Origin of the sequence: Pirellula sp. SH-Sr6A (genome assembly GCF_001610875.1) — a bacterium.
GTDB lineage: Bacteria > Planctomycetota > Planctomycetia > Pirellulales > Pirellulaceae > JBKCUI01.
This window is the reverse complement of sequence record NZ_CP011272.1, coordinates 4354622-4378595: the sequence shown is the minus strand read 5'-3', so window position 1 is coordinate 4378595 and position 23974 is coordinate 4354622. Positions and strand designations below refer to the sequence as shown.

Here is a 23974-nt window from a genome sequence, read left to right as displayed (position 1 = left end):
ACCACAACCGGGACTTGGCGGAAACAACCGGTGGAACAGCAGTTGACATTCTGCTGGGATACGAACACTCTAATGCGTTTTTCACGGTCCCATTCCTCGATTTGCGGCGGTCACGATCTTGAATTTGCTCTTGGAAACCACGGAAGCGGAATTGATCGAGATGGAATCGGTCGAGACCCTTTCAGGCTGTGCGTCCCTGGCCCCAACCGATGAGGAATTGCTCGTCATTCGCTGCCCGCTGGCTCCGCAGCCCAAGGCCTCCAAGCAGAGGGGGACTGCCGGAGGGGCTTGTTTGGCTCCCGCATCGGCCGAACCGGATTGGTTCGAGCTCGCCCTTCAAACCGAAGCACCCGTGGTTCGTCCGGTGGTGAGCTCGTGGGGGGACGACGACGACGAGGTGGATGAGGAGATCCCTGACGAAGATGCAGCGGAGGAAGACGAGGAGTCCGATCCCTTCGAAGACTTCGACGAAGAGGACTTCGACGATGATTTCGATGACGACTTCGAAGAGGAGCTTGAAGACGAATACGAAATCGAACCCAAGGATGATGGTTTCGCTTTCGAAGAGGTCCCCGAGGAAGTGGACCCCGAACTGCTCGAAGAGGATGGGGCCGAAACGCCCAACGAGGACGCGGACGAGTAATCATGTTCCGAGCTGTTAAACAGGACACGAAGTTTCCGCAACTCGAAGAGGACATCCTCGCTTTTTGGAAGTCCCATCGCACCTACGAAAAAAGCCTTGAACTGCGGAAGGACGGTACACCCTTCGTTTTTTTCGAAGGCCCGCCGACCGCCAATGGGCTTCCTCACCCGGGGCACTGTTTAACGCGTGCCATCAAGGATCTCTTTCCTCGCTACCGAACCATGCGAGGATACCGCTGCGATCGCAAAGCGGGCTGGGACACCCACGGCCTCCCGGTCGAGGTCGAAGTCTGCAAGGAACTCGGCATTCACGGCAAGGATGAAATCGAGCAATTCGGCATCGAAGGCTTCATCCAAAAATGCCAACAAAGTGTCTGGAAGTACATGCAGGAGTGGGAGCGTGTCACCGAGCGACTCGGCTTCTGGATCGATCTATCCCAAGCCTACGTGACCTACCATCAGAGCTTTATTGAAAGCGTCTGGTGGTCCCTCAAGACATTGTTTGATCGGGGGCTGCTTTATCGTGGACACAAGATCGTTTGGTGGTGGGCTCAGGGTGGAACCGCATTGAGCTCCGGTGAAGTTGGGCAAGGCTACCGCCAAGTCGCCGACCCGAGCGTTTATGTTCGCTTTCCTCTCGAAGGTACCCCGAACACATCCCTGGTGGTTTGGACCACGACACCTTGGACGCTCCCCAGCAATCAGTTTGCGGCCGTTCACCCGGACTTGGAGTACGCATACTGCACGGACGAAGAGTCCGGGGAGACCGTCGTCCTAGCAGCGGCGCTCGTGGATTCCCTTGCGGAGAAAACGAAACGAAAGCTTGCCGTATCGAAAACAGTCCGAGGCTCCGAGTTGGTCGGACTGCACTACCAGCCTCCCTTCGACTGCTACTCGAAAAACTTAGGCTCAACGGAGTGTTCACTCAAGACGGGTGGGACGCAGCGCCCGTGCTGGCGCGTCGTGGCGGCCGATTTTGTGACCATCGATTCTGGAACAGGCCTCGTACACCTTGCTCCTGCGTTCGGTGAAGTCGACTACGAAGTCCTCGCAAACGAACGGGCCCGGTTTACCGAATCCAACACGCCTCCCCTGCTCTGCGCGGTAGGTCCCGATGGCAAATTCACCTCCGATTTCCCAGACCATCAAGGGGTGTGGGTAAAGGATGCGGACAAACCGCTTCAGCGCACTCTCAAGGAGGCGGGAAAACTTTGGCACCAAGAACAGTACTTGCACGACTATCCGTTTTGTTGGCGAGCCGCTGAAGATCCCTTGATCCAATACCCGCGTGAAAGCTGGTTCATTCGCACTACCGACTACCGCGACGCGATGCTCGAGAACAACCGCCAAATCGGTTGGCTGCCTGAGCATATCGGTCCGGGGCGATTCGGGAACTTCCTCGAATCCAACGTCGACTGGGCTCTATCGCGCGAGCGCTATTGGGGTACTCCCCTCCCCATCTGGGTTTGCGAACGGACGGGGCAGATGGAGGCGATGGGAAGTTATGAGGAATTACTTCAAAAGCCCGGCGTGACGGGAACGGAAGTCTGGGCTCAAGCGAAGCAAGCCAACCCGAGCTTGGTGGAAGACCTCAAAGTACACAAACCTTACATCGACGCGATCACCTACGATTCGCCATTCGAGACCGGCGCCCGAATGCGGCGGGTCACGGAAGTGATCGATTGCTGGTATGACAGCGGCGCAATGCCGTTCGCGCAGTGGGGTTACCCTCATCAAAACCGAGAAACCTTCGCATCGCAATTCCCTGCGGACTTCATCAGCGAAGCGATCGATCAAACGCGGGGTTGGTTCTATAGCCAGCTGGCTATTAGCACGATGCTCTTCGGACGATCGGACAAGGAGACGGCTGAGAATACGGCAGAGCTGATCGCCCCGACCGGTTGTGAGCCACGATCCTACCCACATCCGTTTAAGAACTGCATCGTTCTAGGGCTGATGCTGGCGGAGTGGTACGAAAGCAAAGATGGCAAACAGCGATTCCTGACCGAAGAAGAGGCTAAGGCCGCTTGCGGATCGGACTACACGGTCAAGACGGGCAAGATGTCGAAGCAGCTTCGCAACTACCGAAGCCCGCAGGAAATCTTTGACAAATATGGTGCCGACGCGCTCCGTTGGTACCTTTTTGCCAACCAAGCCCCCTGGAATTCGATCCTGTACAGCGAGCGAGCGATCCGGGATAGCATTTCGGAGTTCATCCTGCGGCTCTGGAACTCCTTCAGCTTCTTCTCCATTTACGCCGAGATCGATGGTTTCGCGGGTCCATCCGAAATCACCGGTACGCTGGATCAACTCTCCAGCGCGGAGCTTGCTCAAGCCAAAACCTACCGCCCGATTTCAGAACGAAGCGAGTTGGATCGCTGGATGATGAGCGAGTTGGCGTCGACCTGTCGAGATGTCGCGGAGCGAATGGATCGGTACGACAGCTACGGAGCTTGCCAGTCCCTCCACGCTCTCGTCGATGCGATGAGCAATTGGTTTATACGCCGAAGTCGGTCGCGTTATTGGGCTCCCGACAAGCAATCCGTAGACAAGCTGGATGCTTACTGGACTCTCTATGAGTCGTTTGTGGTGATCACCAAGCTGATCGCTCCTTTCACTCCTTTCCTCGCCGAAACCCTCTGGCAGAATCTCAAGGGAGATCTCCAGCAGGTTCGCGAGAGCGTTCACTTGTGCGATTACCCCACGGGTGACTTCAGCGAACCGGATGCCGTTTTGAACCAGCGGATGAGTTTGCTTCGCGAAATCGCTTCCCTTGGGCGTTCAGCGCGGATGGATTCGAAGCTCAAGGTGCGACAACCGTTGCAACGGGTCGAAGTTTCGCTGGCAGACGATTCTCAAATCGACTGGCTGAAGATGCACGACGACATCGTTCGCGAAGAACTCAATGTCGACGAGATTCATTACGCCAGCGGCGCAAGCCCGTTTGTGGAATATCAAGTTCACCCCAATTTCCGAAAGCTAGGGCCTAAGGTTGGTCCGCTTTTGCCAAAGCTAAAGCAAGCTCTCGGGAATGCTTCCGGGGCTGAACTGCTGGATGAACTGACCCGCGAAGGAAAGATTACGATCGAGCTTGAGAATCGCACCCTCGAACTCGACGGTGAAGAGATTCAAGTGCGGATGCAGGCGAAAGAGGGTTGGGCCGCAGCGCAAGGCAAGTTTGCCGTCGTGGCGCTCAACACGGAACTAACCGATGCACTCATCCGACGAGGGATTGCCAAAGACGCTGTCCGTCTGATTCAAGACCTTCGCAAAAAGCGGGACTGTAACTTTACCGATCGCATTGCTATTTGGATCGTGGGCAGCACGCCGACCATCACCGAGGCCGTTCGAGAGAACGAAGAGTTCATTCGATCGGAGACGCTCTGCACCGCTATTCAGTTTGAGAATGCACCAGACGGGATCGCTTTGGACACCGTCGAATTGGCCGATGTCGAGCTCCAGCTCGGACTCTTTGCGTCCGCATAACCACCACCTGCACCGAGTTTGACAAGCGAGTTCGGTGCATTGTTTTGGTACAAGGTTGTGAGCGACTTCGATGGCACGCATGGAAGTCGCTCATCAACGTTTGAAAGGTTCCGCAAGATTATTGCTTGCCGCGAACCTCGATCATGACACTACCCGAGTGACTGTTGAATTCGGGAGCGTACATGCACTCGATGCTGGCCAATCCGCTTGGGTATTTACCGGCGTGTTGAACCCGCAGCGAGTACTCGAACACATACGTCCCTTTGCTCAAGTAGTCGATGAAGAAGTGAGACGCGGTATCGCGTGTGCTTTCGTAGTATCCCAGCCCATCTTGGTACTTGTACTGGCTCAGCACGTTCACCGGTTCGGTTCCGCTGCCGCGATGGTCCTTCAAGTGGACGTATTCCATGTCCCGATCGACGCGAAGAACGATCCGGCAAACCAATTCGTCCCCGATTTCCACAGGGCCATCGACCAGAACCAACTGTGGCCCCTCTTTCGTGAGCACTTTCTTGTAAAGCTGCTTCTCAAGTTTGAGAGGGGTCCCTTCCCAGGGGGTTACTTTGCTGATGTCTTCGAGGTATTGCCAGTGGATGCTTCCCCAGCTAACCCCCTCATCGGTTTTCGTAACCTTGATCTTGCCGTACTCCGGTTTGACCTCTCGGCGGATAAACTTCTCTTCGTAGAAGCCGGTTCCTGCCTCGACATTTTGAGGCTCGATCTTTTCGTTCCCAACCTCGACTTCGACCAAGGCATCTGAAGCGAGAAGGTTTGTACCGCGTAGCAGAAGCGCGTAGACGGCATCGGCGGTTGACTTCGTTGTCTTCCAGTTCTGTGTTTGCTTTTGTTTAAGCAACCAAACTTTGCACTCTTCGACCGACTTGGCGTCCTTCGCCACTTCATCGAAGGCTTCGATCATCAAGGCCTGGGTCTCGATCGGTGCGCGATACCACCACCAGGATTGTTCCTGGTCTCGCCAGAACATTCCCATCTCTTCATTCTGAGAAGAGAACTCTGTGATGCTCTTGAGAATCGCCTTGGGTGTTTCGCGATCCCCTAACCGGTGCAATCCGATGGCGATATGACCTTGCGATTGACGAGCTTGCGACAACCAATACTTGCGAGCCTGGTCTTGCCAATATTGGAATGCCTTTTGATTTTCTTCGGCGACTGGAAGCTCGTTCATGAAGAAGCTTCGACCGTAAAGATAGAGGCAAACCGTCGACGACAGGTGGTCCTTTGTGGGATCCGGCGAATGGGTCAAGATCCAATCGTGCTTCTTCTTCATCCAGCTGTCCAAGCTGTTAAGGGCTCGCACCGCCGGTCCGATATCTGCGGCAGTTCCCAAATGCTTCAGCCTTCCGAATCCGGTGACGATGTAAAGCGAGAGGTATTCATTGTCCGGTCCACCGGGGAACCAGGGCCACATACCATTCTCGTTTTGCATCTCCATGAGTTGCTTCATCGCCCTTGCATTCTCACTGGCTAATCGCGTTTCATCGAATAGGAGACCGACGTTTCGCCGAGCCTGCGTTTCCTGTTGCGCGTCACGCAACCAGGGTGTTTCTTGAATAAGAACCGACTTCAAGTCTTCGTTCTTTTCCAAGGGAGATTGGAGCGCGTCAGGCTGGAGATTCTTCCAGACATCGAGCACGCGCCGAATCTTTGGATCGCTTTTCGCGATGTGGTTTGCCAAGGTATTGGCGTAGAGTCGGTTGAACGTTTGCTCGCTGCATTGATGGGGATATTCCATCAAGTAAGGAAGCGCGAGAACAGCGTACCAAGACGGCTGGGAGACCATCTGAACCGTAACCGATTGGTGTTTGATCGTTTCCGATCCGGCCGACTCCAACAATTTCTTCAGCTCAAATTCTTTGGTCGTTTTACCTCGGATAGGCAAAGGCAACGACTCGGTCACCAAGACACGGTTCGAGAGTACGGGGAGCATTCCCTCCTCTCCATCGGAGGTCGCGCCGGTGCTGCCGATGGCGCGATAGATGATCGGCAGGGATTCGTCAGGAACCTGAAGCCGCCACGAGAAACTCTTCGATTCGTTGGCCTTCAACGTGAATGCTTTTTCATTCTCTCCGTTTCCGAATGCCGCGTCGACCGATTCGTCTTGCATTGCGCTCGACAGTCTCAATGCAACCTTGCCCGAAAGTTCCTCCGCAGTGGTATTCGATACCTTGACGCTGAATTCCAGAATGTCCCCTTCTCGCAGGAAGCGTGGAGGGTTGGGTTCGACCATCAAATCTTTGGACGTGACAACCTTTGCTTCCAAGTACCCGCTCTTGAGTTCGCGGTCATGGGAAAACGCCATGATGCGCCATGATGTGAGGGCCTCAGGGACCGTGAATTCCAACTCATATCCGCCATCGGCGTTCGCCGTCACGTGCGGAAGGAAGAACGCGGTCTCCGCCAGATTCTTACGAGGTGAAACTCCCTCCAAATCGACTTGCGGTTTAGGTATATCATTGGGAGGTGCAGCGCCTCCGGAATTCACTTCTGCCCCCAGAGCGAGCGAACTCTTTGCCATGGCGCCACCCATTCCTGCACCCTCTGCATCGGCCAAAGCAAAATCGGCGCTCGCAGGGGCCATTGCACCGAAACGCATTTCTGCTTCCCCACCATAGCCTCCCATCCCTCCGCGACGGTACATCATGCCGGGGGCACCCGGACCACGCCCGCCAAGCAACAAGTCCGTAGGAAAGTCGCGATAGGTCGCAACGACCGATTGCAAACGGTCTGCGAACATGCCGCGGATGGGCATCAAGCCCTCGGGATTGTTTTGGAATACCCAGTTCGACCAAGCGTAATTTTGACGAAAGACGTTGAACCTCTGCGTCCATTGGTGGGGATAGTAGGCGTCGAGCGAACCGTCATACATCGCAGCAACCATTTCGCTAATGGCCTTCGATGCTTGAGGCCCCTCCACAATCAATTTGAACTTCTCTTTCTTTCCAGGCTCCAATTTGGAGACCAATCGTTCCCAACGCAGCTTGAGATCTTTATTGGTCCAAGGAACATCGATGGTCCGTGATTCTAGATAGCATCGGTTCTCGCGGACGAACATGACGCGGATTTGCAGACCACCTCGCATCCCCTCGGAAATCGCTTGCTCGATGGGAATTTGCGTGGTCCCGGGCTTGGTCCAGAACCGTTGCAAGACTTCTGTCCCGTGCAGGACCTCCACGTAGGCCTGACCACTCTCATAGCCCGTTCCCCATACCGCGCGGAACGTTTCGCCCGGTTCGAGTCTCCACTTCTCGCCGCGGAATAAATGGGGGATCTTCAGGCCTAGGGATTTCGCAGCTGGGTCGATCACTTGCAAATTCGCGATCGCTTCGACGGGCTTACCGAACCGATCTTTCGTTTCGACGACTGCGCGATAGGATCCTTTGCCGAGAAGAAGTTCGATGGGCGGGTGCGAATCGTCGTTCCACTCAAAGCCCTTCTCCGATACCAATTCTCCCTGCTCCCAGTTCGCTATATTGGACAGGTCCTTGGGACCATCCCTTTGCGGGACTCCGCTGGGTAAACCTCTTCTCTGCATCGTACGGCGTCTAGGAATAGGGGCACCCCCTCCAAGGATATCCGGCCGCACAACGCTCTCCGGATCGATCAAGCGAAAGACTTTCAGTTTGCCTGCAGCCGGGACCGCTTTGCCATCGAACGAGGTCGTCTTGATCCCGAACGAAACAGGTTTCTCTGTCGTGAGCCACTCGTCGACAGCGATGCCGACTTCCATCGCGACATAGCCAACCGAGACGGACAGGCTATCGGATCGTGTCTCACCGGTGGAATCGGTGATGTCCGCGATAATCTCATAGCGGAAGATTGGATTGGTCTCTTCGGAAACACTTCGATCGGGTTTCGCCACAAAGGTGATTTGAAACTTGCCGTCCGTATCGGTGGTTGTCGTTCCGTGTGCGATCTCTTGCTGGTCGCCCGATTGGGGTGGGATTCGCCAGGGGTAAAACGAGGAGAACCAGATAGGCCAGCGAACAGCCCGAGTGACGCGATAGGTTACTTTCGCATTCTGGATCGACACGCCGGTGTAGCTGTTCGCTTTCCCTGAGACCACGACCGGCTCGTTCAATTTTGGTGACGTTTCGGGGGTGGTTAGTTCGACGATGAATTTCGGACGTTTGTACTCTTCGACCTGAATTGTTGTTCCGACTAAACCTTCGACTTGGAGAGACATCGCGCCTGTGCCGCGGTCGCGGGGAATTTGGAACAGACCGCTAAAGCTGCCGAAGTCATTGGATCGAACCGATTGCTTCCCAATTTCGTTCCCATTCATATCTCGAAAGCTCACCGTGGCGGTGTGATTGGGAACGACCTTGTAACGATTCGATTTAGGGTCTGCGAGCATGCATACCCCTTTGAACTGAACTGTTTGTCCAGGGCGGAACAGCGAGCGGTCGGTAAACAGAACGCATTGGATTCCGGGTTCACGCTCTGGCTGAGTGGTTCCGACGTACAAATTGTCGCGAACAGCTAGTTGTTGATTTCCTTTTTGAGCGATCAAGAACAAAGACTTCTCGCGCAAGGAGAATGTAAACCGGCCGTCAGCATTGGTAACGATGGATTGTTCGTTCAGATTTCCTCGATTTCGGGGGTCTTGCACCATCGCCGTTACGGTCGCGCCGAATACGGGAAGTCCGGTGCGATTGTCGACCACGAAGCCATCGAGTTTGTCCGAATTCCAAGCTTGATTCAGGACGAGGCCAAGGTTGGTGACCCAAAGCGAAGCCGCGGATACCACATTATTGGTATCGCGAAACCCTTCCTGCGGACTGGCAAAGAGGTAGTAATAGCCCGACGGCAAGTCATCGGGAGCATCGAAGTCCAGAGTCGTTGGCTTGTAATCCTCGGTGGCAGGGAGGTCGACGCTCCAACTGCGAACGGGTGTTGAACGAAAAAGGTTTTCGATCTCGGGCGGTTGGAGATAAGCGGGGGATTGCTTGGTCTCGCGCACGCGCCCCTTCCAATCCGCCGCATAGAGTCGGAAGTGCACTTTGGTGATGTTTTTATAAAGCACCCGAATCGCGGAAGGAGGATCGCTCCAAACACGCTCGGTAGTGATTTGAACACTCTTGGCCTCGATCTCCGCGATGAGGTTCGCGCAGTGTTTGCCACCGACGCTTTCCGGGTGGGCTGACACACCTACTTGAGCAACCGATCGAGCTTCCACGAACTGGCTCTTCTCCATTAAGAGGCGAGCCCAACGATGACGTGCTTCGGCGGAAAGTTCGTGCAATGCGTGCGCGTTGGCGAATCGTTTTAACGCGGCAACGTATCGATCCCATTTTTCGTCGCCCACCGCGTGAACGTATCCAAATTGGAGTCGAGCCAAATCCGCATCGAGAAAAGCGCTTCGATCTTCATCGTCGGCATGGAATCGAAGAAGCTTTTGGTAGAGGCGAATCGCTTGCAGCTTGGGCGACTTTTCATCGGTCGTAACAGGCTTCCAAGCGAGGAAATCTTCGGTGGACCCGAAGAGAGCCGAATCGGCTTCAAGTTCCAAAGCGTCTTGCGCCTTCGCGCCGGCTTGCTCCCCCGCGTTGTAGAAATCCAGTGCTTCGAAAGCGACGAAATCGAACAAAGTCGGACGGTAGTTGTCGGGCAATGTCCCAGGAGGCAGCAGATCGTTGTAGGTTGCGATCGGGATCTGTTGGAGCTGCGTTTCTGCGGCCAAAGCGGCAGAATAATGTTTCTCGATTTCTTCGAAGAGCCGTTTTAAATCCCAGGTGGTGAAATCGGGACCGGGTGCCGAGGACGACGATGTCCGCTGCGCGAACCGCCATCGGTTCTGTTGGAAGTAAGTCCAGTAGTAGTGGGCTTGAAGGGTTTGCAGGATGGGACGAATTTCGTCTGGTCCCTTTTCAATTTGGGAATCCATGAGTCGGATTCCTTCTTCGGCAAGCCGGCCTTCGATCTGCGTCTCCAACGCGATCCGCTTCGCGATGCCCCTCACGGCTTCTGCGTAACGCTTGTTTTCCAGCGCCGCCTCGATGATAGGACCGAGCTGCTCGATAGCGGTTTTAGGGAGCCCCTTTTTTATGGCGTCTTCCACTTTGATCCAACCTTCTGATTGGGGAGGCTTCGGTGATTGCGGCGATTGATAGGCCAGGACAGATGTGATCCAGACTGTGCTGAGGCAGAGGACCGTTCCGGTGCACGCTAGTGCACAAAACGACGCGACTGATAGCGTTCTCAATGACTTCCACACTTTCATCTTTTCGAACTCCAACCGATGAGAAGGGGGGACCCCGAAGCAACCTTGCCCCCGAAGCGACCCGCTCCATGGAGCCGCAGGAATCCAAGTTACCAGAAATACGCTGGAGCGTATCACTTCTTAGCCCCAGCCCTTCGAAATGGAAGGGAAACCGGAGGCGACGACAGTTAGACTCCTGGGGAGAAAGAGGCGTTCCAGAAAACCGAGCTTTGGGAGGAACTTTCCGATTCGCAGTCCTCTTCACTGTTTTGACTATTCGTCCAGGCTTTCCCAGATATCCGAGCGAGATGGCTTCGATTCGCCCTGCGGTTAAGAGTGTTCAGATTCTGATTTTTTGTTCAAATACCCTACCCAAGACGGTTCGACCCCGACTTGCCTGGAGTGCCATCTATTTATCACCCAATCTCCATCCATGATGAACGCTGAAACGCACGAAATCCCCAACCGTTTCGATTTCACGACTGCTTGCGCCGAGATTTATCAATCTTGGCAAAGCCACGGTTGCTTCGATGCAGAGGTCAATCCGAGTAAGAAGCCGTTCACGATCGTCATCCCGCCTCCGAACGTCACTGGTGCGTTGCATTTGGGACACGCCCTCAATAATACCTTGCAGGACATCCAAATTCGGATGCATCGCATGATGGGGTTCGAGGCCCTCTGGATGCCAGGAACCGATCACGCGGGGATTGCAACGCAGGCCGTGGTTGAGCGACGGTTGAAGGAAATCGAAAACAAGACCCGCCATGACTTGGGACGGGAGAAATTGGTCGAACGGATTTGGCAATGGAAGGACCAATACGAAGCCCGCATCCTGGGACAGCTAAAACGGATGGGCTGCTCCTGCGACTGGCGGCGAACCCGGTTCACGCTTGACGATCAATGCGCCAAGGCTGTTCGGACCACGTTCTATGACCTCTTTGCCAAAGGACTTATCTATCGAGGCAAACGTTTGGTCAACTGGGACACTTATTTGCAGACCGCGGTCAGCGACGACGAAGTCACACCCGAGACCGTCCAAGGTCATTTCTGGCACCTTCAGTATCCAGTGATCGATCCTCTGCCGGGTGAACCGACCCATGTGGCGATCGCTACCACCCGTCCGGAGACCATGTTGGGCGATACTGCGGTCGCCGTGCACCCCAACCCGCGTGAAGCTCTGGAGCGAGTCGAAGCGACCTTGCGAGAGAAATTGTCCGAAGCATCCGCCAAAGACCGCCCCGCGATCGAGGCCCAATTGGAGGAGCTTGAAGCCCGCAAGACAAACCTACTGCCGACTTTGGAAACGCTAGCTAGCATGGCCAAGGCGGGTCGGCAGGTCATGCTTCCCCTCGTCAATCGCCCCATCCCCATCGTGGCCGATATGTGGGCAAAACCAGAATTGGGGAGCGGATGTGTAAAGATCACCCCCGCCCACGATCCCAATGACTACGAAGTGGCGCTCCGTTGCGATCTTCCGATGATCAACATCATGAATTCGGACGGGACGGTCAACGAAAACGGTGGCGAATTCGCCGGGATGCGGATGACGAAGGCACGCGAGAAAGTCGTCGAACAACTCGATGCACTGTCGTTGCTCCTCAAAGTGGAAGATCGCGAAATTGAGCTCAAGCACAGCGACCGAAGCAAAACGCCGATCGAACCTTATTTGGCAGACCAGTGGTTTGTCAAAATGGACCGATTGGCCCAATCGGCGATGGACGCTGTTTCCGATGGAAGAGTGAAGATCTATCCGCCTCGATACGCGAACGGTTATCTGGACTGGTTAGGTGAGAAACGGGATTGGCCGGTCGGTAGGCAATTGTGGTGGGGACACCAGATCCCAATTTGGAGTCGAACCTTTGACTCACCACAGCAAGCGGCATCGCTCCAATTCCAAGTCGAGGCGATGTCCGAACGTGCGGCAGGGTTGATCGTTGCTCATATCGAGGAACCCGCGACGCTTCACGTTTGCGTGAAAAACGAAGATCGCGGCATCGAAGTCAAGCTGGAGTCTCTGGGGCTCGTTCGACAAAACGATGTCTTGGACACATGGTTCTCCTCTGCGCTGTGGCCCCACTCCACGCTAGGGTGGCCTGCACAAACGCCGGAGCTCCAATACTTCTATCCAACCTCCGCACTCATCACCTCCCGCGATATTATCACGTTGTGGGTCGCACGCATGGTGCTGATGGGGCTTAATAACATCGGCGAGATCCCGTTCCGCGAAGTCTTTATCCACCCAAAGATTCTCGATGGATACGGCGAGACCATGTCCAAGAGCAAAGGGAATGGGGTCGATCCGATCGACGTTATCGACAAGTTCGGTCCCGATGCGCTCCGATTCGGGTTGGCGTGGCTCTGTACCGAAACGCAAGACGTTCGCATGCCCGTTCAATACGAATGCCCGCACTGCGAAGCCAAAGTCAATCAGACGAAAGAGAATCGCCAAAGCCCGACCGTCGCGTGCGACAAGTGCAAGAAGCGATTCTCGACGCAATGGGCCGAATCCGACGCCGATAAGGCACATCCGAAAGCCCCCGTGGTGAGCGAACGATTCGAGGTCGCCCGGAACTTCGTGAACAAGCTCTGGAACGCGTCCCGATTCGTCATGCTCAATCTCAGCGGGTACGAATTCGCACCCCTATCGGAATCAGATCTCCCGCTCGAGGACCAATGGATCCTTTCCCGTCTGGCGACCGTCACCCAACAGGTCGAGGTGGATATCAAACACTATCGCTACGCCGATGCGGCTCGATGTGTTTATGACTTTGCTTGGGACCATTTCTGCTCCCTGTACGTGGAGATGGCGAAACCTCGATTGCAAGACCCCGTCACGCGAGCCCAAGTTCAACGTGTCTTGGCGCACGTCCTCGATCGAATGCTCCGATTGCTTCACCCCATCACCCCCTTCGTCACTGAAGCGATCTGGCAGCAACTCGCCCAGATCACACCTAAACGAGATGGAATCACGGGCGAGCCTGCGACCGAGTGGATTGTCCAAGCGGCTTGGCCAGCTGTGGACGAAGCGTTCATTCGGCCGGAAGTCGAAAAGCAATTCTCGCACTTTGTTCATTTGATCGGTGCGGTCAGAGAGATTCGTTCGCGTCAGAACATTGCGCCCAAGGATCGCGTCGGGTTTTCCGTTCGTTGCAATCGAGATACAGAACAGTTACTTGCGCCGATGTCCCGATTCTTAGAGTCGATGGCGAGCGCTTATGCTGTCCAGTGGAGCGAGTCCCCAGAAATTCCTTCGGTGCACGCTCATGTCTCGATCCCCGAGATGGATGTGTATGTCGATCTTTCTCAGTTCATCGACGTGGGAGCGGAGATCGCTCGAAATGAAAAGCTTCTTCTCAATTTGGTAAAACAAATACAAGGAAAAGAGAGCCGACTGTCCAATGAGTCCTTCGTGAGCCGAGCACCTGCTGACATCATCGAAAAGGAACGGCAAGCCCTTCAAGACCTCATGCAGCAACGTGTCGCTGCGGAGGAAGCAATCGAAAAGCTTCGTGGACTTCGCAGTTAGCAAACGGTTATTGCGGGACTGCAGGCCGTTTGCCCACCAACCATTCAAACAATGGCGAGGCCATAAGGGTCGTGATGATCGCCATGATCACAAGAATCGCGAAGAGCTCTTCTGAGATGACTCCTCGCTGCAATCCGATGTTGATGATGATTAGCTCCATCAACCCACGCGAGTTCATGAGCGTACCGATCCCCATCGCCTCTCGGTTGGGCAGACCTGTTGCTAGGGCAGCCAACCAGCAAGCGATTCCCTTTCCTGCGATCGCAGCAAACAAAACCAGCAGGCAATATCCCCAAAGAGACGGATTGTTCAACAATCCGATTTTGGTGTTCAATCCAGAGTAAGTGAAGAAGAGAGGAAGCAGCAAAGCGACCGCCAAGGGTTGGATGCGGTCAATGAGTTGCTCGGACATGAATTTGCGAGGCATCGCAGCCCCCATGAGGAAGGCACCAAAGACGGCATGAAGCCCGATCAAGTCGGTGCACCATGCGCCCAATGACATCAACGCCAAACCAATGACGAGCCCACCCTCGGTCAACACCCCGTCTCGCAAAAACCAACCCTCGATCCTCTTCATAATGGGTCGAACCAGGGCAAATACAAACACGACATAGCCGATCCCCCCACCAAAACTCATTACGACTTTCGAGGGATCCTGGTCAAAACTAGCGAGCACCAATGCGAGCAGACACCAAGCCATCGCATCATCGATCGCACCGGCGCCGATCGCGACTGTCCCCATCGTTGTTCCCGCCAACTTTTTGAAGTGAATAATTCGGGCCAACATGGGGAAAGCGGTAATGCACATCGATGCACCCAAAAATAGCATCGCTTCAAAGGGAGTTGTTTTCTCAGGAAACAGGGAACTGTTGTAGATGAAGTAATAAGCTAGTCCCGCGCCGAGTACGAACGGCGCTATCATTCCAGCCAAGGAAACTGCCACCGAACTCTTGAAATGGCTTCGCAGAATATCGACGCGAAACTCAAGCCCCACAATGAACATGTACAAAGCGAGTCCCAGCTGCGATGCAGGAAACAAATAGCTTTGGGTGTCGCGAGTCTGTTGCGCTACATCCCAAGGAAAGAGCCAGGACTGCCACTCGGGCCAAAACAGTCCGAACAAAGACGGACCAAGCAATACCCCGGCAATCATCTCGGCGACAACTTGCGGTTGCCCAACCCACTTCGCTGCAACTCCCACTAGCCGACAAAACAGAAGGATGACAGCAATCTGCGCAAAAAACTGCACCGCCAAATGCACGTTGTTCAAGCTCGCACACCCTTCACTAACCAGAATTCGAAACCAAAACGTTTTCACGCACGTCGATCAGAATACATGTTCAAACAATCAATGTCCAGACAGCTAAATCGGAAATTAGCCAAGGATTTGGTGGGTAGACGTTCCGATTTATTGCAGTGGGGAGCTATTCTAGAGGTTGGCGCACCCTAACCAGCCCCGCCCCCACCCCCCACCCAGGGCCCGAACCTTCGCGCATTTTTCATCCCGCCCTCACTGGACACCAACCTCCGTCCAGAGAATCAAGCCTGAGAAAATCACGGGCCATGCTTTACCTTTTTCATCCTCCTTTCCTCCCGATCACGACTATGCAGCAACGATATTTCCGAACGTTCCTTCTCTTGGTTTGTTTTCCTGCTATTTCCCCCCCAACGGCTTGGGCACATCCCCCCGCGTTCCATAAAGTTTCGACTCAGGGCTCCGCAGCGAATGCGCCGCAGAACGTATGCCGAGGTTTCGTCTTCCAAGATACAAACGGAAACCGAAAGCGAGATCCCGATGAAAAAGGAATGGAGGGAGCACGCGTATCGAATGGGAAAGAAATCGTCCTCACCAACGAAGAAGGCCGGTACGAGATCGGGATCAGCGAGGATTCGATCGTATTTATTATCAAGCCGCGAGGCTGGATGACCCCCGTCAATGCGTTGAAGCTCCCCGAGTTCTATTACATTCACAAACCAAACGGTTCGCCGGACTCCCGATTCCCAGGAGTCGCACCGACGGGGCCGCTGCCAGAGTCTGTCGACTTTCCCCTGACTCAGCAGGAGGAACCCGATCAATTCAAAGCGTTGATGTTCGGGGACACACAACCTCGCAACGTTCAAGAAGTCGAATACATGGCCCACGATATCATCGAACAAATCGTGGAAGAAGATGCGCACGACGCTTCGTTTGGTGTTACGCTTGGCGATATCGTCTTCGATGACTTGAGCGTCTTCAAACCGCACAATCAAGCGATCGCGATGATTGGAATCCCGTGGTACAACGTCATCGGGAATCACGACATCAATCTTGATGCACCGAACGATAAACTCTCCGATGAGACTTTCGAGAGCCACTTCGGTCCCAGTTACTATTCATTCGACTACGGGCCCGTTCACTTTTTGGCCCTCGACGATGTGGAATGGATCGGCGCTTCCGAGCGTCAGCGCGGGCATTACCAAGGTGGACTTGGGAAAGAGCAAATGGAGTTCATTAAGAATGACTTGGCTCTGATCCCGAAAGATCAACTCGTTGTTCTCCTGATGCACATTCCATTGGTCAACGTGGAAGATCGACAGGAACTTTACAGACTGATCGAAGAGCGTCCCTTCGCACTTTCCCTCTCCGCCCACACGCACTTCGTCAAGCATCATTTCATTGACAAAGAAGACGGCTGGCAAGGCAAGGAACCGCACCATCACATAGTGAACGTCACCGTGTGCGGTAGTTGGTGGCGAGGTGCTACCGATGAGCTTGGGATTCCGCATGCTACCATGAGCGATGGAGGCGCAAACGGCTATTCCATCCTGAGCTTCGATGGCTCCCAATACAAACTGGAATACCGAGCCGCGCGTCGCCCTGCGAGCCATCAGATGAGCATCTATCTCCCCCAAGAAATCCACTCTTGGCAGTCCCTTACGACGGCTCTGGTGGTCAATGTCTTCAACGGAACGAAGAAGTCCAAAGCGGAGATGCGACTACTGCCCGATGGAGAATGGAAGGAGTTGGAACGGGTGGACGGAGTCGATCCCTTCCTCGCCGATATCAAAGCTCTCGAAGCGGGTTCTACTCCACCCAATGGTACACCGCTCCCACAGCCCTCCGTCACCGATCACCTTTGGCGTGGACTTCTCCCGGCGATGCTCCCCGTGGGGACTCATATGTTCGAAGTCCGCACAACGGATATGCACGGGCAAGTCTATGTCGATCGAGAATCGATTCGGGTAGTCGCTCCACCGCAGCCTGCCCCGCCAGCGCGACCGAGAGCGACTCCACCTACTGCCGTTCGCTAATAAGTAGGACCTAGATCGCAAGCGAAGTCGAAGCTTACTGACAGGTCCACCCACCGTCGATGGTCAGGGTGGACCCTGTCATGAATGAGCTCGCATTGGAGCAAAGGAACAGAACGCCACCGGTCAACTCGTTCAGTTCTCCCCAGCGACCCATCGGTATCTTCGACACGAAGTTCGCGTACTGGACAGGATCATTTAGCAATGGGCGATTCATCTCCGTCGCAAACGGCCCTGGACACAAGGCATTGACGGTAACTCCTTGGGGGGCCCATTCGAGAGCCAGCACACGCGTCAGCCCCAGCAAGCCCGCTTTGGAAGAAGCGTACGGTGTCCTACCTGCGATTCCGATCGTGGACAGGATCGATCCAAAATGGACGATCCGCCCCCAACCCCTACGCGCCATCTCGGGCCCGAAGGCTTTCGCCATTAAGAAGGGGCCTTTCAAGTTCGCATCGACGACCTCATCCCAAACCTCGACCGAAAGAGTTTCGATCGATCCACGTTTGTTGAGCCCGGCGCTGTTGAGAAGGATGTCGACATTTCCGACATCGCGTTGCACCGAAGTGAACAACTCATGAACTTGTTCGGCTTGGGTCACATCGGCAGAAAATGCCCAGGTTCTCCGGCCAGTTGCTGCTTCAATCTCTCGGGCGGCGGATTGGCACATCTCCAAGCGTCGGCTCACGATAACGATCTGCGCCCCAGCTTGGGCCAGCCCTTTCGCGAGATGGAGCCCAAGACCTTGCGATCCACCGGTTATCAGCGCCGTTCGACCATCCAGTCGAAAGAGATCGAAAACATCCGACATAGCAGAGCCCGTCTCAATACGAAAAAACACTGTGGAGCGAAGTCGAACTCCACAGTGTGCGGGAATAAAATTCTTTATCAGCTTCCGTTCGACGGTTCTTAGAACACGTCGAGAATGAAGTGATGGCCCCAGTGGTATCGTTGCTGCGTGGGGTAGTAGTTAGCCCATTTGCGGTTGTACACCGGGATCTGCATCTCAGCGGGATAGCGGTGATAGAGGCTGTCGCTGCTGCGATAGTACTCGTTACCCCAGAAGTTTTGAGGATAGTACACGTACGGATAGTGGTTGAAACGCTGGTAGTCACGTGCACCAGCGGCTCCACCCCAGGAACGCCCGTAAGCTTGCGGTTGCTGTGCTTGAGCGCTCTCGGAAATGCTGAGGCCAGCTACGGCACCCAACGCTGCGACCATCAAGGCCTTGCGGATCATAATTCTCCCCCCCAGGATTCTTGTTCGTTCATGGTTCTTTCGAACAACTCATCCATCGGCAATTCCTACAACCGGAATTGAAATTTTATTCGCTACTACCCGACTTCGCTTCGGGTTTGTGGAGAATCACGGTCAACGTGTAATATGCTGGCGTTTGATCCTTGGCCACCGCCGGCTCTCCTCCCAGCCGACGAACCGTCCACGGCTTGGCAGGATTCCCTGGGTTCACCTCGGGTTCGAACTGATAATCACCAGGCTGAAGCGTCTCCGGAATCTCGAATCCTTTTTCTCGAAGCGACTGAGTAGCCTCACCCCAATATGCCACCGGTATGCGCAGCTCGAGAATACCCGGCTCGCGTCCCTTGTCTCCGTCGCTTCCCGCCGCTACGGATGATGGCATGCCCCGACTCAGTGCAACGCTTCTGTCGATCATCTTGTCGTTTCCATCTTCCAGTCCACGGCTCGCTTTCGGCGAGGACTCGCTCCACTCAGCTAGGTTGCTTTCCTGAAAAGCGTTTGCTTGGGAAGAAGCAGTGCCGGTCGTGGGCTGGAACAAAACGATGGCTCGATCTGCAATCGACGGGGTGGAGCGTTCAATATCCTTCGCGCGATCTACGGATGTCCATTGAAATTCCCACACGTCGCGTCGTTTGGCGAGAGTCGGCAAGTCGGTAGTCTCGGTAGCTTCCACGCCGAGAATTGCCACGCTCTCCTTGGCCCCCAAGAAATAAGAAAAGAATGAGTCGTTCCGCGATAGCACGTCGGGGCGAGTTTCTCGCAACGTTTCCACGGAAAAATCCAAGGACATCGTCGAGGACGCAGCTTCCGATCGCATCGGCGAGGGCGGAGGCGGACCATCCGAATCGGATGGTATCTTCGGAGCGAATCCGGTTGGCGCGTTCGTTGGATCCGCGGCAATTTCTTTGGAGCGAAACTCCTTTGCTGCTATGTCCGCCTTCTCTTGCATTTCTGGAGCTGGGGCCTGCGATCTGGTATCCATTCGCGTCGCAATCATTCCATTTCCCCCATTGCCCATGGGGAACCAATAAAGAATCGATAGCGAACCGATCACCAACAGGGACGCGGCAACAGTAAGCAACCAAGAGGGGGCATGCAGGAACCATTTCCCTTGGGAGGAGGTGGAAGAACTCGAGGCGGATTCGATTGTCGGAGAAGCTTGCAGCTTCGGTGCATCCCAAGGTCCCGAGCGGACGATACGCGCGTCGCTGGGCAACTCGATCTTGCAAGCCGCGATGGCGGCGCGAACGCGGACCAAACGGTCGAGCGTCAGTCGAAGGTCGGCCCGCGTCTCTAGCATGGTCTCCACGCGATGCCGCTGGTCGGGGCTCAGTTCGTGATCCAAATAGGCTGAGAGCCAAGATTCGTCGAAGTCATCCATGGGCTGATTATCCATTTGATTTTTCCCCATGCTTGAGCTTTTCCACGGACGATTCCAATGCACCAGGTCCGTCTAAGAGATTCTGCAATCCCCGTTTCTCCATGACCTCTCGCAACTCACAGCGCGCTCGGTGAAGGCGACTCCGGACGGTCCCCACTGGGATACCGAGAAGGCCTGCGATCTCGGAATAATCGAGGCCATCGATGTCTCGCAGCAGAATGATCGAACGCTGTTCCTCTCCCAGGGAATCAATCGCGCCGCGAACGCGATCGACTAACTCTTTGCCTTGAGCAACGCTATCCGGAGAGTTGACTTCGGAAACTTGCTGAGGCTCGTACTCGAAATCAACAGACGTCGTGCGTTGACTCTTGCTCTTCCTACGGGCGTCCACACATTGGTTGAATGCAATGCGACGGAGCCACGTTAAAAAACTGGCTCGATATTCAAAACTGGCGATCTTACGAAACGCGGTCACGAAGACGTCCTGCGTCACATCTTCGGCTTCCTGACGATTCCCCAGGAAGACAAAGACCGACTGAAATACCGGTCGTTCGTAGCGCAGCACAAGCTCGGCAAAGAATTGGCTCTCGCCCGATTTCACCCTTTCAATCAAGTCCCTATCCTCCATTTTGGATTCCATAGTTAAGGACGGTTCCTCATGCTATTCGGTTCCAAAGGAAGAAGTCAGAAGGGAAAACAACGAAGCCCTTCACGAGGGACGCACGAGTCTTTAGGAGGCGGTGAGATCGGGAATCATCGCCGTAATGATAAGCTCGGCGCGATATCCCTTATCGGCCAACGCAGGATGGCAGCAGGCCCGAACCGGGGCACATCCTGCCGGGATCCATTCATCCCACAGCCGATTGAATTCGGGAAGATCCTCGGGATAGGGCAAGTAAATCAGAACCTGCATCAGGTTGCGAATCGATGTTCCCAGCGCGGTGCAACGGGACTCCACCTGCTGAAAGAGCATCGCAAATTGCTCACCAGGGGAGAGTGTCGCGTCGTCCGGTACTTCGACGAAGTAGGCGGTGTTTTGAAAAACGACCGCATCTGACCACCGACGGGTCACTCCGAACCGTTTGATTTCAGGCATGGAATCTCATTCACAACGGGTGCAGCCACAAAAAATCCCCCGTGAACGTGCGCGGGGGAATTTTATGTTTTGAATGTCGGTACGAATTAGGCGTTCCGGAGTCGCTCCACAAATTACAGAGGACCGTCCCAAAACCCCATGGCCATCGATGAAGAAATGGCCGTCAACGACTAAACGAGCTTCCAAGCCTTGATCAGCTGCTCGGCACCGGGGCTGAGTCTGCGAAGCTTGTGCGCAATGACCGCTTTTTCCGTCTTGGACGATTTTTCCGCTTTCTTCTGAAGAAGAGTGAGCTTCTTACTTCGATTGCGTCGTCGGCGCAATTCTCGCTGTCGTTCGGTTCCTGCCATGGTTTCCAACTGTCTACGGATGATGTTGACCAGAATTTGCCAATATGAGGTCCCAAGATTAGCTGGAATCGCCATATTCGTCAATGTTTCCTTGCCAGCGAGGTCTCCGACCTTGGACAGTCGATAGAAATTTGGCAAGATGTGGGCTCGGTGAGATTTCGTTGCTTCGAGGAAGTGGAGATATGATGGTGCGTTCAACCGCGGTGATTCTTGCCGCTGGAAAAGGGACTCGCATGAAAAGCGATCTTCCCAAAGTTCTCTTCCCGGTTCTCGGCAGGCCGATGATTCACTGGGTACTCGACGCACTGGAAACCTCCGGGGTCACCCGAAAGATCGTCGTCGTCGGCTACCGAGACGATTTGGTTCGGAGCGAATTGGCCGGCCGAACAGGGATCGAATTCGCTCTGCAGGCGGAGCAACTGGGAACCGGCCACGCCGTGCAGATGTGCCGACCCCTGCTCGAAACCGGGCCGACCGGCCCGATCTTGGTGGTCGCCGGAGACTCCCCTTTGATTCAACCTAACTCGGTCCGTGCCGTCTTGAACGAGTTTCAACAGGGAGGGTGGGATTGCTTCATGGGGACCCTTCTCAAGGACAATCCCTTCGGATTAGGTCGTATCGTCCGCGATGCAAACGGTCGATTCTCGCGTATCGTCGAACAAAAAGATGCTTCCGAGGCGGAGCAAGCCATTCGTGAGGTCAACATGAGCACCTACGCGTTCGATCGCGACGGTCTCCTTCAGGCGCTCGAGAATCTTGGCAACAACAACGCACAACGTGAGTACTATTTAACGGACTGCCCGGCCTATCTTCTCTCTGTTGGGAAAAAGGTCGAGGCCAAGCCCGTGCTGAGCGACTGCGAAGCGCTTAGTATCAACACCCTCGATGAACTGAAAGCGGTCGAAGCCAAAATGCAAGAAATGGGGTATCCATGCGCGAACTAAAGATCTTCAGCGGAAGAGCAAACCCACAACTGGCTCGCGACATCTGTGCGTTTCTTCACCTGGAAATCGGCTCCATCGCACTTGGAAAATTCCCCGACGGCGAGAATTTTTGCAAGATCGAAGAGGATGTGCGCGGCCGAGATGTCTACCTGATTCAGCCCACTTGCCCACCCGTCAATGACAATTTGATGGAGTTGCTCATCATGATCGACTCCTGCAAAAGGGCTAGCGCCGCACGCGTTACGGCCGTCATTCCCTATTACGGTTACGCTCGCCAAGATCGTAAAGACGAGGGGCGCACCCCGATCACCGCAAAGTTGGTAGCGAACGTCATCACACGAGCGGGTGCCGACCGTGTTCTTACCATGGATCTGCACGCCCCGCAGATTCAAGGCTTCTTTGATGTTCCCGTGGACCACCTCTACGCTGCTCCCGTTTTGACCAGCTACTTCCAGAGCAAATCGTATGACCCGGCCGACATCGTCGTGGTCAGTCCCGATGAAGGAAGCGTGAAGCGCGCGAAGGGACACTCGAAGCGATTGGGTGGCAAACTCGCCATCGTCGACAAGGTTCGAGAGAACGCACTGCAGACCCAACAAAAGAACATCATCGGCGGCCCTGTGGAAGGGAAGATCTGTTTGATGTTCGACGACATGATCAGTACGGGTGGTTCGATCTGCGGCGCCGCAAAACTTGTTCATGAAGCAGGCGCGAAAGAGATCCATCTCGCCGCGACCCACGGTGTCCTGTGTGGAGCCGCGATCGAGAATCTCAAGAACGCTCCCATCGATAGCTTGGTCATCACCAATACGATCCCTCTCCCTCCGGAGAAACGACTAGATAACATCCACGTACTGACCGTGGCTCCTCTCTTGGCAGAAGCAATTCGGCGGATCCACTCGAACCGTTCGATCAGTCAAATGTTCTCCAGCGGTCCCGACGATTCGTGACGGTAACCGACGACGACGGCTGGCAATACGAAAAGTAGGGACGATCGAGTCAGGAAACCAACGCATGCAACATAGGAGAGTAAGTCTCCTATGTTGAACAGAAAGTCAGATCACTTTGGCTCGGACATAAAGAAGGTCGCCGCGAGAGCCGTCGTTCTTCGGGTCTTTTCTCACCTCCAGGAACGACTGGCACTTCACCAATTCACTGAGTTTAGGCTTGCCGTACTTACGTGGATCGAATTCGGGATGGGACTGCTTCACACGACTTCCCACAATGCCCAGAAGAGCCCAGCCATCGTCCCCCGCCGCGTCCGCAACTGCTTGGATCAAAATCGGTTTGAGCGGGGGCTGGTCGCTCGCGACAGAACTTAGCTGGTTAGAAGTTGCCTTGAGGTCCGTGAAGACGAAGCTGTTGCAGGCTGCAACGAAGGACGTGGGTGTCTTCTTCTCTCCAAAGCCGTATACGGAGAGTCCTGCTTCTCGGATGCGAGTGGCCAAGCGTGTGAAGTCGCTATCGGATGACACCAGGCAGAAGCCATCGACGGTGCCGCCATGAAGTAAATCCATGGCATCGATGATCATCGCGGAATCGGTCGAATTCTTTCCCGAGGTGAACCGGAATTGCTGAACCGGAAGAATGGCGAGCTGGTGCAAATGCCCCTTCCATCCATTGAGATTTGGGGTGGTCCAATCCCCATATGCTCTCCTCACTGTCGCTGTCCCGTATCGTCCAGCTTTCGAGAGAATTTCCTTTGCGACCATGGGCTGGGCGTTGTCGGCGTCAATAAGCACTGCGAGACGATGGGATTTCAAGTCGGGCATGGCGGATTGTAA

The 23974-nt window shown here is 54.8% G+C and carries 15 protein-coding genes; 6 read left to right on the top strand and 9 right to left on the bottom strand.

What is annotated here, in order from left to right; translation table 11 throughout:
- Positions 1-118: 118 nt before the first annotated feature.
- Both VN12_RS16725 and ileS read left to right on the top strand, forming a co-directional pair.
- Positions 119-643, top strand: a complete 525-nt coding sequence (locus tag VN12_RS16725; protein ID WP_146677906.1) for a hypothetical protein — start codon at positions 119-121, stop codon at positions 641-643.
- A 2-nt stretch (positions 644-645) separates the two neighbouring features.
- Positions 646-4128, top strand: coding sequence for an isoleucine--tRNA ligase (ileS, locus tag VN12_RS16720; RefSeq protein ID WP_146677905.1), 3483 nt, complete (start codon positions 646-648; stop codon positions 4126-4128).
- A gap of 118 nt (positions 4129-4246) precedes the next feature.
- Here ileS and VN12_RS16715 read toward each other — a convergent pair whose 3' ends face one another.
- On the bottom strand, positions 4247-10369 hold the full coding sequence (locus VN12_RS16715) for an alpha-2-macroglobulin family protein (RefSeq protein ID WP_146677904.1): 6123 nt from the start codon (positions 10367-10369) through the stop codon (positions 4247-4249).
- Positions 10370-10781: 412 nt separating this feature from the next.
- On the opposite strand from VN12_RS16715, the gene VN12_RS16710 reads away from it, so the two are divergent.
- Complete coding sequence (locus VN12_RS16710) at positions 10782-13874, top strand: valine--tRNA ligase (RefSeq protein WP_146677903.1); 3093 nt, start codon at positions 10782-10784, stop codon at positions 13872-13874.
- Between the two features lie 7 nt (positions 13875-13881).
- Here VN12_RS16710 and VN12_RS16705 read toward each other — a convergent pair whose 3' ends face one another.
- On the bottom strand, positions 13882-15135 hold the full coding sequence (locus VN12_RS16705) for a cation:proton antiporter (protein ID WP_240491439.1): 1254 nt from the start codon (positions 15133-15135) through the stop codon (positions 13882-13884).
- Between the two features lie 344 nt (positions 15136-15479).
- Between VN12_RS16705 and VN12_RS16700 the strand changes: the two genes are divergently transcribed.
- Positions 15480-17165, top strand: a complete 1686-nt coding sequence (locus tag VN12_RS16700; protein ID WP_146677901.1) for a calcineurin-like phosphoesterase C-terminal domain-containing protein — start codon at positions 15480-15482, stop codon at positions 17163-17165.
- Between the two features lie 34 nt (positions 17166-17199).
- On the opposite strand, the gene VN12_RS16695 is transcribed toward VN12_RS16700, so the two are convergent.
- The 6 genes from VN12_RS16695 to VN12_RS26485 all read right to left on the bottom strand — a co-directional run bounded on the left by VN12_RS16695 (position 17200) and on the right by VN12_RS26485 (position 21384).
- Entirely contained in the window at positions 17200-17973 is a 774-nt protein-coding gene (locus tag VN12_RS16695; RefSeq protein ID WP_146677900.1) for an SDR family NAD(P)-dependent oxidoreductase, read from the bottom strand.
- 98 nt (positions 17974-18071) lie between these two features.
- Entirely contained in the window at positions 18072-18401 is a 330-nt protein-coding gene (locus VN12_RS16690; protein WP_146677899.1) for a calmodulin-binding protein, read from the bottom strand.
- A gap of 85 nt (positions 18402-18486) precedes the next feature.
- The gene (locus VN12_RS16685) at positions 18487-19815 is read right to left on the bottom strand and encodes an anti-sigma factor family protein (RefSeq protein ID WP_146677898.1); all 1329 of its coding nucleotides are present in this window, start codon (positions 19813-19815) and stop codon (positions 18487-18489) included.
- Entirely contained in the window at positions 19808-20428 is a 621-nt protein-coding gene (locus VN12_RS16680; protein WP_168164469.1) for an RNA polymerase sigma factor, read from the bottom strand. Before VN12_RS16680 ends, VN12_RS16685 begins: the two co-directional genes overlap by 8 nt.
- A gap of 102 nt (positions 20429-20530) precedes the next feature.
- Positions 20531-20896 (bottom strand): Rid family hydrolase, encoded by a 366-nt coding sequence (locus tag VN12_RS16675; protein WP_146677896.1) that lies wholly within the window; start codon positions 20894-20896, stop codon positions 20531-20533.
- Between the two features lie 170 nt (positions 20897-21066).
- Positions 21067-21384 carry a DUF6800 family protein gene (locus VN12_RS26485; protein WP_240491173.1) on the bottom strand — a complete coding sequence of 106 codons (318 nt, stop codon included), beginning with the start codon at positions 21382-21384 and terminating at the stop codon, positions 21067-21069.
- 44 nt (positions 21385-21428) lie between these two features.
- Here VN12_RS26485 and VN12_RS16665 point away from each other — a divergent pair, with 44 nt between their 5' ends.
- Positions 21429-22190, top strand: a complete 762-nt coding sequence (locus VN12_RS16665) for a sugar phosphate nucleotidyltransferase (protein ID WP_240491172.1) — start codon at positions 21429-21431, stop codon at positions 22188-22190.
- On the top strand, positions 22178-23140 hold the full coding sequence (locus tag VN12_RS16660; protein ID WP_146677895.1) for a ribose-phosphate diphosphokinase: 963 nt from the start codon (positions 22178-22180) through the stop codon (positions 23138-23140). The genes VN12_RS16665 and VN12_RS16660 overlap by 13 nt, the downstream gene beginning before the upstream one ends.
- Positions 23141-23245: 105 nt before the next feature.
- Here VN12_RS16660 and VN12_RS16655 read toward each other — a convergent pair whose 3' ends face one another.
- Positions 23246-23962: an NYN domain-containing protein gene (locus VN12_RS16655; protein ID WP_146677894.1), complete on the bottom strand. Its 717-nt coding sequence runs from the start codon at positions 23960-23962 to the stop codon at positions 23246-23248.
- Positions 23963-23974 lie beyond the last annotated feature (12 nt).